This is a genomic window from Corallococcus sp. CA049B (assembly GCF_003611685.1).
Classification (GTDB): Bacteria; Myxococcota; Myxococcia; order Myxococcales; family Myxococcaceae; genus Corallococcus; species Corallococcus coralloides.
Genome location: NZ_RAWC01000253.1, coordinates 1 through 12,569, shown reverse-complemented (window position 1 = coordinate 12,569; position 12,569 = coordinate 1). Strand labels below are relative to the sequence as shown.

At 72.6% G+C, this 12,569-nt stretch carries 6 protein-coding genes; 3 read left to right on the top strand and 3 right to left on the bottom strand.

The annotated features are described in order from the left end of the window. Positions 1-94 precede the first annotated feature (94 nt). Positions 95-1,339, top strand: a complete 1,245-nt coding sequence (locus D7W82_RS34375; protein WP_120622351.1) for an exonuclease SbcCD subunit D — start codon at positions 95-97, stop codon at positions 1,337-1,339. Continuing rightward, the gene (locus D7W82_RS34370; protein WP_120622350.1) at positions 1,336-5,286 is read left to right on the top strand and encodes an AAA family ATPase; all 3,951 of its coding nucleotides are present in this window, start codon (positions 1,336-1,338) and stop codon (positions 5,284-5,286) included. Before D7W82_RS34375 ends, D7W82_RS34370 begins: the two co-directional genes overlap by 4 nt. A 1-nt stretch (position 5,287) precedes the next feature. Here D7W82_RS34370 and D7W82_RS34365 read toward each other — a convergent pair whose 3' ends face one another. Next, positions 5,288-6,235, bottom strand: coding sequence for a serine/threonine-protein kinase (locus tag D7W82_RS34365; RefSeq protein ID WP_171425057.1), 948 nt, complete (start codon positions 6,233-6,235; stop codon positions 5,288-5,290). Further along, entirely contained in the window at positions 6,232-7,026 is a 795-nt protein-coding gene (locus D7W82_RS34360; protein ID WP_233588109.1) for a TIGR02266 family protein, read from the bottom strand. The genes D7W82_RS34365 and D7W82_RS34360 overlap by 4 nt, the downstream gene beginning before the upstream one ends. Before the next feature lie 261 nt (positions 7,027-7,287). Here D7W82_RS34360 and cglD point away from each other — a divergent pair, with 261 nt between their 5' ends. Beyond that, positions 7,288-10,698 carry an adventurous gliding motility lipoprotein CglD gene (gene cglD, locus D7W82_RS34355; RefSeq protein ID WP_120622348.1) on the top strand — a complete coding sequence of 1,137 codons (3,411 nt, stop codon included), beginning with the start codon at positions 7,288-7,290 and terminating at the stop codon, positions 10,696-10,698. Between the two features lie 120 nt (positions 10,699-10,818). Here cglD and D7W82_RS34350 read toward each other — a convergent pair whose 3' ends face one another. After that, complete coding sequence (locus D7W82_RS34350) at positions 10,819-12,561, bottom strand: M14 family zinc carboxypeptidase (protein ID WP_120622352.1); 1,743 nt, start codon at positions 12,559-12,561, stop codon at positions 10,819-10,821. Between the last annotated feature and the right edge of the window lie 8 nt (positions 12,562-12,569).

Below are 12,569 nucleotides of genomic sequence, written 5' to 3'. Positions count from 1 at the left end.
GAGCGGGGGCTCGCCGCTTGGAGTCGGGGATGGGACCGGGGGAGGCTGCCCGGCCCGCACCCGCCACCGGGCCACGAGGGAGGGTGAACGCCGGATGCGCCTGCTGCACACGTCGGACTGGCACCTGGGCCACACGCTGTATGACGTCTCACGCGAAGTGGAGCACGCCGCGTTCCTGACGTGGCTGTTGGACACGCTGGAGTCCCAGGAGGTGGATGCGCTCCTGGTGGCCGGGGACATCTTCGACACGGCCAACCCCAGCGCGGAGGCGCAGGCGGCCTGGTACCACTTCATCGCGCGGGCCCGGCGCACGCTGCCGAAGCTGGACGTGGTGGTGGTGGGCGGCAACCACGACTCCGCCGCGCGCCTGGACGCGCCGGATCCGCTGTTCCATGCCCTGGGCGTGCGCGTGGTGGGCGGCCTGCCGCGCCACCGGGGCGGGCTGGAGATGGAGCGGCTGGTGGTGCCGGTGCACGACGCGCGCGGGAAGGTGGGCGCGTGGGTGGCGGCGGTGCCGTACCTGCGGCCCTCGGACCTGCCGTCCGTCCCGGACAGTGAAGGGGACCGGCTGGTGGAGGGCGTGCGCGCCGTGTACGCGGAGGTGCTGGACGCGGCGCGCAGGCGGCGCCGGTCCGGGCAGGCGCTGGTGGCCATGGGCCATTGCTACATGACGGGCTCGGAGCTGTCGGAGCTGAGCGAGCGGAAGATTCTCGGCGGCAACCAGCACGCGCTGCCGGTGGAGCTGTTCCCGGAGGACGTCGCGTACGCGGCGCTGGGGCACCTGCACAAGGCGCAGCGCGTGGGGGGCCGCGAGGGCGTGCGCTACAGCGGCTCTCCGCTGCCGCTGTCGCTGTCGGAGGCGCACTACCGGCACCAGGTGCTGGTGCTGGACGTGGAGGACGGGGCGCTGACGCAGGTGCGAGCGCTGCCGGTGCCTCGCACCACGGACATGATGCGGGTGCCCGCGCGGGACGCGGCGCCGCTGGCGGAGGTGCTGGAGCTGCTGGCGGCGCTGCCCGCGTACGAGGCGGAGGCTCCGGAGTCGATGCGGCCGTACCTGGAGGTCTGCGTGTCGCTGCCCCGGCCGGAGCCGGCGCTGCGCCACAAGGTGGAGAAGGCGCTGGAGGGACGCGCGGCGCGGCTGGTGAAGCTGACGCCCTTCTACACGGGCACGGGCGGGGCGCTGGCGGACGTGCGGCCGGGGTTGTCGCTGCGGGAGCGCACGCCGGAGGACGTGTTCCTCGCCCGGTATGCGCGGGACTTCAAGGAGGCGCCCTCGCCGGGGTTGCTGGAGTCGTTCCACGCGCTGCTCACGCAGGTGCAGGAGGACGCGTCGTGAAGATCCTCGCGATTCGCGGCAGCAACCTCACGAGCTTCGCGGGGGACTTCGCGCTGGAGCTGGACCGGGCGCCGCTGGACCGGCTGGGGCTGTTCGCCATCTCCGGCGCGACGGGGGCGGGCAAGAGCACGCTGCTGGACGCGCTGTGCCTGGCGCTGTTCGACCGCACGCCCCGGCTGGGCGGGCCCAGCAAGGTGCTGGTGGGCCGGGCGGACGAGGACGAGGAGGCGCGCCTGTCCGCGTACGACGTGCGCGGCATGCTGCGGCGCGGGGCGGGCAAGGGCCACGCGGAGGTGGACTTCCTGGGCAAGGACGGGCGGCGCTACCGGGCCCGGTGGAACGTGTGGCGTGCGCGCGAGCGCGCGGAAGGGCGCTTCCGGCCGCAGGAGCTGAGCCTGACGGACGTGGCCTCGGGGCAGCTGTTCGGCCGCACCAAGGGCGAGGTGCTCCACGCGATTCAGGAGCGGCTGGGGCTGTCGTTCGATCAGTTCCGGCGCTCGGCGCTGCTGGCGCAGGGGGAGTTCGCGGCGTTCCTGCGCGCGGACGCGAACGAGCGCGCGGAGCTGCTGGAGCGGATGACGGGCACGGAGGTGTACAGCCGGGTGTCCATCGCCGCGCACGAGAAGAACGCGAAGGAGCAGGAGGAGCTGAAGCGGCTGTCGCTGGGGCTCGCGGCCATCGCGCTGATGTCGGACGCGGATCGCGAGTCCGTGCGCGTCCAGCTGGGCGAGGAGGAGGCGGCGCGGATCCGCGAGGAGACGCGGTCGCGCGAGGCGGAGGCGGCCCGGTCCTGGTACGCGCAGCGCGCGGAGTTCGTGGGGCAGGAGCAGCAGGCTGAGGGCGCGGTGGCCCGGGCGGAGTCGGAGCGGGAGGCGGCGGCGCCCCGTGAGGCGCTGCTGGAGTCGGTGCGCGCGGCGGAGGGTTTCCGCGCGGTGGTGTCCGCGGTGGAGGCCGCGGAGCAGGGCTGCGTGAGGGCGGAGGCCGAGCAGCTGGAGCGGGCCTCGCAGGCGGAAGCGGCGCTCGCGGCAGCGGCGGCGCAGCGGCAGGTGCGGATGCAGGCGGAGGCGGCGCGGGCGGCGGCGCTGGAGGCGGAGGCGTCGGTGCGTCCGGCGCTGGAGGAGGCCGCGACCCTGGACACGCGCCGCGCGGAGGCGGAGCGCGAGGCCCGCGAGGCCGCGGAGCTGGCGAAGCAGGCGAAGGCCGCGGAAGCGTCGGCTCGCGATGCGCTGGGGCTGGTGCAGGCGGCGGAAGCGAAGGCCCAGGTGCTGGTGGACGCGGCCGAAGCGTGGCGCACGTCGCATGCGAGCTGGGAGTCCCTGGCCACGGAGTGGCCCCGCTGGCAGCGCGAGCTGGAGCGCTTCGCGGGGGCGCTGAAGGAGGAGCAGGCGGCGGGCGCGGACGCGGACCGGTTGGGGACGGACGCGGACCGCCTGGGCAACGAGGCCCAGGCGCGCCGCGAGGAGCACCAGGGCGCGGTCGAGTCGGAAGCGCAGGCGCAGGCCCTGGCGACGCACGCGGAAGCCGCGCTTGGGGAGGATGGCGGCGCGGCACGGCGGGCGCTGCGGGAAGCGCTGCTGGCGCGACAGGAAGTGCTGGGGGCCCTGACGCTCGCGGGTGAAGGCGCTCGGGCGGAGGGCGCGGCGGAAGGTGACGCGGCGGCGGAGGTGAAGACGCACCGCGAGGTTTCCCTGCGCGCGGCGGAGGAGGCGAAGGACGCGGCGGCGGCGCGGGCAACGCAGGAGGCGATGCTCCACGAGGCGCGCCGTGCGCAGTCCCGAGCGGAGGCGACGCAGGGGCTGGCCTCGCACCGGGCCGCGCTGCATGAAGGTGAGCCGTGTCCGCTGTGCGGCGCGCTCGAACATCCGTATGCCCGGGAGGCTTCCGCGCTGGAGGGGCTGGTGGCGGAGGCCGCGGCCCGGGTGCTGGAGCTGGAGTCGGCGCGCGATGCCGCGGCGAAGCAGGAGAGCGCGGCGAGCGTGCGGCAGGCGACCGCGGACACCGCCGCGACCCAGGCCGAAGCCCGGCGCGACACGGCGGCCCGCAAGCGCACGGCGCACCGTGATGCCTGGCGCGCGGCGCGCGCGCGGTGGACCCGCGCGGTGCTGCCGGGAGAGGACGCGGCAGTACCGGTGGATGCGAAGGCATCGTCCCGCGTTGCGAAGAAGCACACCGCGCAGGAGTCAGGCTCCGACGCCGCGAACGTGGAGGCCGGACGCTCAAGCCCGGCGTCCGCTCGCGGGCAGATGGAGCACGCCGCGCAGGATGCCGGTGCCGCTGCATCACCTCCCGAGGACGCGGAGGTCACCACCGCCCAGGCGTGGATCCGCGCCGCGCAGGAAGACGTGCGCTCGCGGCTCGCGACCCTTCGCGACGAAGAGGCCTCCGCGGAAGCCCGCGCCAGCGCTGCTCGCGAGGCCCGGGCCCTGCTGGAGACCCGGCGCACCCGGCGCGAAGGCGCGGCGGATGCCCTCCGCAAGGCCGAGGACGCCTGGTCCCGCGCGGCCCAGTCCCACCGGGATGCGCTGCTTCGCCGGGACACCGCCCGCGATGCCCGCGAGCGCGCCCTCACGGAAGTGTCCCCTCCGTTCGCCAGCGAGACCGCCCCCTGGAAGGACAAGCTCGCGGAGGACCCCGCGCGCTTCCAGGGCCAGTGTCTGGCGCGCGTGACGAAGTGGCGCGAGAAGCTCGCGGAGCTGGAGGCCTCTCGCAAGCGCCTGGAGGAGCAACAGGGCCTGCGTGCCCGTGAAGAGGTCCGCCTCCAGTCCCGGCTCGAGGACGCACAGACCGCCGCCCACCGCGCGAGCCTCAAGGACGCGGCCTTCCAGGATGCGTCCAGGGCCCGCGCCCGGCTGCTCCAGGGCCGCCCCACGCAGGAGGTGCGCGCGGAGGTCCAGGCGCGCGTCGACGCCGCCCAGTCCAACTACGAGCGCGCCCGCGAGCACTCCGAAGCCCTCCAGCAGGCGGAGAAGGTGGCCACCGCCCGCGCGGAGGACGCCGTGCGCCTGCGCACCGAGGCGGCCCTCGCGCTCGACCGTGCCCAGGACGTCCTCGCGGAGCGCCTCGCCGGTCATGGCTCCACCCTGGATGAGCTCAAGGCCCTGCTGTCGCGCGGCGCCTCCTGGTGCGACGCGGAGGCCCGCGCGCTCAACACCCTGCGCGAGACCGTGGCCCAGGCCCGCGCCGTCCTCGGGGAGCGCCGCGAGCGCCGCGTCCGCCATGAGGCCTCCGGGCTTCCCTCGCTCGCGGAAGGGGACGTCGCGGAGCTCTGCGAACGTCTGCGCACCGACGTGGAGGTGCGCAGCCGCGCCGAGGCCCTGCTGCGCGCGAAGCTGGAAGCCGACGACGCCGCCCGCGCCCGCCATGGCGCGGAGGCCCGGGCCCTGGAGCAGCGCCGCGCCGACGCGGAGGTGTGGAAGACGCTGGGCGACCTCATCGGCTCGCACGACGGCAAGAAGTTCAAGGTCTTCGCCCAGAGCCTCACCCTGGACGCGCTGCTGCTGCACGCCAACGCGCACCTGCGCGAACTGGCCCGCCGCTACCGCCTGGAGCGCGTGCCCGGCCACGACCTGGACCTCCAGGTGGTGGACGGCGACATGGGCGACGAGGTCCGCAGCGTGGCCAGCCTCTCCGGCGGAGAGAGCTTCCTCGTGTCGCTCGCGCTCGCGCTGGGCCTGGCCTCGCTGTCGTCGGAGACGACGCAGGTGGAGACCCTCTTCATCGACGAGGGCTTCGGCACGTTGGATCCGGAGACCCTGGAGGTCGCGCTCGCCACGCTCGACGCGCTCCAGGCCACCGGCCGCCAGGTGGGCATCATCTCCCACGTGAGCGGGCTCGCCGAGCGCATCGGCGTGCAGGTGCGCGTGGTGAAGCAGGGCGGCGGACGCAGCAAGCTCGTCGTCGAAGGCGACGCGGGCATCGTCGCCCCCTCGGATCAACAGGTGGCGTGACTCAGCCCGTCACCGGCTCCGCGCCCATCAGGCCTCGCACCACCGCGGCCACGGCCAGCGGCGTCGCCACGCGGTCGTCGCTCAGCGCCGCCAGCGCCCGCGCGAACTGCTCCGCGGAGGAGAAGCGCTGCGACGGGTGCGGCGCGAGCGCCCGGTCCAACACCAGCGCCAGCGGATCCGACACCTCCGGCGCCACCATGCGCACGGGCGTCAGCCGCAGGCCCCGGATGGAGGCCTCCACCTCCTCGGACGTCCCTTCCTCATAGGGCGACTCCAGGGACAGCAGCTCGTACAGCAGCACCGCCGCCGCCCACAGGTCCACCGCCACGGAGACCTCACCGGCCAGGAGCTCCGGCGAGCGGTAGTTCTGCTTGCCCACCCGCCGCAGGTCCACCTCCAGGCCCGCGCGCGAGCGGGCCACGCCGAAGTCCGCCAGCTTCACCTCTCCGCCGCGCGACAGGAGCACGTTGTGCGGAGACACATCGCAGTGCACCACCGCCAGCGGCAGGCCCTTGGCGTTGGTGGCCTTGTGCGCGTACGCCAGCGCCTCCAGCACGTGGCGCACCATCATCACGGAGATGTCGATGGGCAGCTCGATGCGCCGGCGCCGGCACTGCGCCAGCACGCGCCCCAGGTCCGTGCCGTCCACCAGCTCCAGCGCCAGGTAGGGCCCGTCCGCCAGCTCGCCGTACTCCCGGAAGCCCACGATGTGCGGATGGTCCAGGCACCGCGCCAGCTCCGCCTCGTGCAGGAGCTGCTCGCGCGCCTCCGCGTCCCGCAGGCGCTCCGGCCGTACGCGCTTGAGGGCCACCTCCTCCCCCGCATGCGGCCCGTGGAGGATCCGCGCGCGGAACACCTCCGCGTTGCCGCCGCGCCCCAGCCGCGACAGCAGCTGGAAGCGGCCCAGGTCGCGCGGCCACTCGGGTGTCTTGCCTTCCTCCAACGTCACGCCTTCTCTCCGGCCAGGCTCGCCAGGTACCCGTCCAGCGTCGCCGAAAAGGTGGCGTCGTCGCTCAGGAAGGCCAGCCCCACGCCTCCGGTGTACTGCTCGTCCACCACATGCACCACCAGCGCCTCGCCCTGCAGCCGCTGGCCGTTGGGCAGCTTCACGTCCACGGTGACGACGCTGTCCTGCGGCGGGCGGTGCGCCGTGCGCACGAAGAGCCCTCCGTTGCTGATGTTCAGCGCGTGCTCGCGCACGAAGTCCAGCTCCGTGCGGAACTCCATCTCCAGCTTCACCGCGAAACGCCGGGCGCGGCGCTGGGATTCATCACCAGCGGGCGCGGGGGATGGCGCGGGCGGATCCGGCGGCGGTGACTCCTCGGACGGCCCGGTCTCCGGCGCGCCCCCGCTTTCGCTGGGAGCGGCCTGGGGCGCGGGCGGTGCCCCGGATGGCGGCGGAGGCTTCGGCGCGGACGGGGCGGGCAGGGGACCTCGCGCGGCCAGGGCCTCCAGGTGCTGCCGCAGCTCCTGCGCGGCCTGCGTGCGCTCGTTGCCGCCGAAGGGCGTGCCGCCCGCCAGCGTGCGCGAGCGCAGCGCGTCCCGCTCCGCCTTGGGCAACCGCCACAGCTCCACGAACGTGCCGCCGCTCTTGCGAACCTCCTCGCCCAACCGCTCCACCGCCGCGCGCGGATAGCCGGGCACCTCCACCTTCACCTCCAGCGCGCCGGCCTCGTCGCGAAACGCCACCACGAGCTGCATTGACTGCGCGGACGGCAGAAGCGCGCTCAGGCCCTCCACGACGGCTGCCGCCTGCTCAGGCGAAGCCGCTTCCCCCCATACCGCCGCAAGACCGAACACAGGCACGGGGCGGACGATAACCGAGCCCTCCTGGCCTCCGTAAAGACAGTGCAGCCGGAAACAGGCGACAGAGGTGAACGCCGAGTTTACGAATCGTGATTCCGTCTCCGTCCCAGGGCGCACCTACATCGGCATCGGGCGCGCATCCCTCTATGCTGAGGGCATTCTCCGTTCCCCCCCTTCCCGGAGTGATGACCCGTTATGCGCAATTGGATCCGACTCTTCTCCGGCACGTTGCTTGCCGCCACGCTCATGGCGGGCTGCGGCGGCAGTGACCCGGACCCCGGTCCTGATGATCCCACCCCCACCAACGACGGAGGCCCCGGTGACAATGACGCCGGCTCCGACGCGGGCTTCGACGCCGGCTATGTCGAGGACGCGGGCGTCATCATCGACCCGGACCCCGACCCCGGCGAGGTCCTCGTCAACCCGTATGATCAAGACAACGCCACGAAGGACTCGGACTGCGACGGCCTGACGGACCAGGAGGAGTTCTCCACGGTCTACGCCGGTGGCCTGAAGACGCACCCCGGCCGGCGCGACACGGACGGCGACGGCATCCGTGACGGCGTGGAGGTGGGCCGCACGAGCAGCGTGGACCCCGCGTGCTCCTTCTACCCGGACCTGGACCCCACCACGCGCACCTCTCCGGTGAAGGCGGACACGGACGACGACGGGCTGCCGGACGGCCTGGAGGACGCCAACCGCAACGGCAAGCGCGACCTCACGGAGACGGACCCCAACACGGCGGACTCCGACGGTGACGGCATCCCGGACGGCGTGGAGGACGCGAACAAGAACGGCTCGGTGAGCCCCGGGGAGACGGACCCCCGCCTGCGCGACACGGACGGCGACGGCCTGCCGGACGGCCTGGAGAAGCAGACGGGCACGGATCCGCTCAAGCCCGACTCGGACGGCGACACCTGCTCGGACGGCGCCGAGGACGTGAACAAGAACGGCAAGGTGGACCCGGGCGAGACGGATCCGCGCAAGGCGGACTGCAACGCGGCCGTCCCCGACGCGGACTTCGACGGCATCCCGGACTCCGTCGAGATCGCCACCGGCACCAACCCGAACAGCGCCGACACGGACGGCGACGGCGTGGCGGACGGCGTGGAGGACACGAACAAGAACGGCCGCGTGGACTCCGGTGAGACCGACCCGCGCGTGACCGACACCGACTGTGACGGGCTCCAGGACGGCGCCGGCCGCAACGGCTTCCTCGGTGAGGACCCCAACTCCAACGGCCAGGTGGACCCCGGCGAGACGGACCCCACCAACCCGGACTCCGACGGTGACGGCCTGCTCGACGGCGTGGAGCGCGGCGTGACCACGGCCGCGGCCCCCCCGAGCGCTGGCTGCACCTACGTGGGCGACGCGGACCCCACGACGAAGACGGACCCCAACAAGGCGGACTCCGACGGCGACGGCATCCCGGACGGCGCGGAGGACTCCAACCAGAACGGCAAGGTGGACCCGAACGAGCTCGACCCGCTGGACGCCAAGGACGGCGCGTCCACCACGCCCGCGGGCAAGGCGTGCAGCGTGCAGAACCTGCGCACGGTGACCTTCAAGGAGGACAGCGGCGCGGACCTGCGGCTCGCGCTGCCCAACACGTTCAAGGACGCCAACCTCATCAACCTGAAGGCCAACGGCCAGACCGTGGGCGTGATGGGCCATGACGACACGAAGCAGGTGACGTTCATCGCGTACAAGCGCACCCAGGTGGGCAGCTCCACCACGCCTTCGACGGACGAGTCGGGCATCCGCACCGGCACGCCGCTCCTGGCGCCGGCGGACGTGGAGTTCACGCAGACCTTCACCACCTGGGACGGCTTCCCCGCGGCGGTCTCCCGCTACGCGCTCGCCGGCACGACGGAGCTGAAGGCGTTCACCAACTCGCTGGCGCGCCAGCTGGTGCCCAACAGCACGGAGACGCTCGGCGGCTCGGCGGGCGTCAACGGCCCGTTCAAGATCCAGGCGCAGTACGTGCACCGCTCCAACCAGAGCGTCGTGGTGGTGCTCGCCATCACGCCGGCGGCCCGCTACAACGAGGCGGGCGGCCTGTTCACCATGGCGGACACGGCGGGCGGCTCCGCGCTGGCGCAGTTCGGAGACGCGGACGCGGTGCAGTGCGAGGTCTTCACCGGCAACACGGCCGTGGTGGACTTCCTCTTCGTGGTGGACGACTCCGGCTCCATGGCGTCGTCCCAGACGTCGCTGGCGAACGCGGGCACGGCGGTGGCCAACAAGCTGGGCAACGCGACGCTGGACTGGCGCGTGTCCATGGTGACCACCAGCTACACGGTGGGCACCAGCGCCAACCGCAACGTCATCCGCCCCTTCACCACCAACATCGACCAGTTCAAGGCGTGGCTGACCCAGAACGCGGTGTGCAACAACAGCGTGTGCGCGGTGAAGGGTGGCACCACCCAGAACCCCACGTACACGCCGCTGCCCAACACCACCTGTACGGCCAACACCAACTGCTGGGTGGCCCTGGGCGGTGACGGCAGCGAGCGCCCGCTGGAGGCCGCGCGCAAGGCCATCAACGACATGGCCGCGTCCACGGGCGGCCCGGAGACGAAGATCCGTCCGGGCGCCAAGGTGGTGGTGGTCATCCTCACGGACGTGAAGGACCAGTCCACGGACACGGTGGCCAACTACTCCGCGTACTTCCTCAACACCGGCACCACGGCCGGCACCACGAGCAACCCCATGGGCCAGCCCATCCAGGTGCACGGCATCATCTGCCCGCCGGACGGCAACCCGTGCTACGCGGGTGAGGACAACAAGAACCCGCGCCACCTGGACGTCATCCAGGCCACGGGCGGCGTGTCCGGCAGCATCCGGGACAACACCTCCATCACCAACACCATCAACGCCATCGTGGACAGCGTCATCGCGTCCGTGGGCTACAAGACGCTCAAGCCGCCGATTGGCGCCTCGCTGAAGGTGGCGGTGGCGGAGGTGGCGAACGCCGCCCTGTGTCCCAGCATCGGGGACCTGCCGCGCAGCCGCACCAACGGCTTCGACGTGGACGGCATCAACCGCACCGTGTCCTTCTACGGCGCCTGCCGTCCGAAGGAGTCCGGCAAGACGCAGGCGGCGCTGTCGTACCGCTACTGGATCGACCGCACGGCCAAGGCGGACGGCAACCCGCCCCCGTGCTCGTCCGACACGACGTACTACGACGCGAACGACCCGGACTTCTGCAAGGGCAAGCTCGCCTGCAACCGCACCACGGACAAGTGCGAGTGCCCGGCGGACTGCGGTGGCTCGGCGCCCCCGGGACAGGTGTGCAACACGGACCGCGCGGTGTGTGACTTCACCTGCGCCCAGGACTGCGGCGGCGCGTGCGGCACCTTCGAGACGTGCAACACGGACTCCTGCTCGTGCAGCTGCGTGCAGTCCGCGACCTGTGCGGCGGGCTACAAGTTCGACAACAACGCCTGCGGCTGCGTCTGCGACACGGGCGCGCTCAACTGCGGCAACGCCTTCGGCGCCAACGCGGAGCTGTGCGCCTGCGTCTGCAAGCCGGACTGCGGCGGCTGCGCGCCGGGCTTCGAGTGCAACGTCAGCTCGTGCGTCTGCGAGAGGCCCATCGGCTAGGCCGTGAATGAAGACGCGCTCCCGGTGCCTCATGGACCGGGAGCGCGGCGCTGAATCCGAAGCCCCCGCTCCGCGACACCCCTGAAGGGGAAGCGGGCCGGGGGCTTCTTCTTGCCTCCGCTACTTCACCGGCGCCAGGCCCGGCGGCGCGCTGGCGGCGCGGTACACGGGGTAGAGGCCCAGGCGCTCGTCCCAGGCCGGGTGGCGCTCCGCGAAGAAGCGCAGGCGGGCGCGCGGGTCCTTGGCGAAGCCCGCGTCCTTCAGGCGCTCCTGGAACGCGGCCTTCACGCCCGCGTCCTTCGCCAGCAGCTCCCGGGCCCAGGGCTCCAGCACGTAGTCCTCGATGTATTCCTTCTGCTCGAAGTGGGCGTTGAAGAAGCCCCACGTGAGCAGCGAGTCCGGCCCCGCGGGCTCGAAGAGGTGCGCCACCAGCTGCACGTTCTTCTGCGCCACTGGCACGTAGAGCGTCCCCACGGGCAGGTCCTGCGTGTCCGGCTTCCACTCGCCATTCGCGGTGAGGCCCTGGTGGCCTTCGTTGGAGCGCACCTGGAACTGGAAGTCCTTCGAGTGGAACGACTCCACCTTCGCCGCGGGCACCGCGCGGGTGAGGCGCTGGAACGCGATGCCGTGCGCGGCCAGCTTCGGCGCGACCCACGCGGCGTGCGCGGCGGACACCAGGTAGCCGCCCTCGGGCAGCTTCGCGGTGACGGCGGGCTCCACGTCCGGCAGGTACGGCACCTTCCACGTCTGGGGCTGCGTGTCGTCGTAGCGGATGTACGGCTGGCCGGAGATGTCCGACGGCAGCCGCTCGTAGGCGTAGCCCTTGAACGCAAGGGCCTCGCGCTTGGACGTGTTCTTCCAGCCGAGCACCACCTCACGCACCTGACCGGCCACGGCCCTCTGGTCCTCCGCCTTCACGGCGGCCTGGAGCGCGGCGCCGTCGCGGGCCACGAGCTTCAGCAGGCCCTCCAGCACGTCGCGGGTGGCCTTCACGCGCTGCTCATAGTTCTTCCAGGAGTGCGTCTCCACGAGCACGCCGAAGCGGTGGTGGACGGACCAGAAGGCATGGCTGAAGCGCGGCGGGGGGACGCCGTAGGCGAAGCCGCTCGTGGGGTCGTCGTCCACGCGGAAGGACGGGTAGAAGCGCAGCGGCTGGTGGCCCTGGGCGGTGAGCCCGGTGAAGAGCTCGTCCACCAGCTTCGTGCCCAGCTCGCGCAAGCCGGGAGGGCCGGACTTCTGGGGCTCCAGGCCCACGGACACGTCGGGTTCGAACTTCGCGCCGTCGGTGACGTGCAGGTCCACGTAGACGAGCGGGTCCCATGCGTTGAGGTACTTCAAGAGGAGCACCGTCTCCGGCGCGTCCGCCTTCACGTAGTCGCGGTTGAGGTTGAGGTTCTGGGCGGTGACGCGGAAGCCCATCTCCTCCGGGCCCACCTGGTTGGGGCGGTGGTTGGGGTTGAAGCGCTCATGGCCGTCCACGTTGAAGACGGGGACGAAGACGGCGGTGACGCCCTTGAGCAGGTCCGGCGCGGACGCCCGGTTCTGGAGCGCGTCACGCAGGAGCCAGTAGCCCGCGTCCTTGCCGTCGATTTCACCCGCGTGGATGCCGCCCTGGAAGAAGACGACGGGCCGCCCCTTCTTGCGCGCGGCGTCCGCGGTGAGCGTGCCGTCCTGGCTGACGACGAGCGCCACCATGGAGCGGCCCTCCGGCGTGGTGCCCAGCGTGTCGCAGCGGGCCTTGCCGGGGAACGCCTTGGGGAAGGCGCGGCAGAGGCTCTCTGCTTCCGCGTAGCGGCCGGTGCGCTTCCAGCCGCTCTGCTCGGAGACGGTGGTGAGTGGGGGTGGGGCCTGCGTGAGGACCAGGGCGGCGA

Excerpts from the sequence above, each read along its gene's own strand:
- cglD (WP_120622348.1), top strand. The coding sequence starts at position 7,288 with ATGCGCAATTGGATCCGACTCTTCTCCGGCACGTTGCTTGCCGCCACG.
- D7W82_RS34375 (WP_120622351.1), top strand. The coding sequence starts at position 95 with ATGCGCCTGCTGCACACGTCGGACTGGCACCTGGGCCACACGCTGTAT.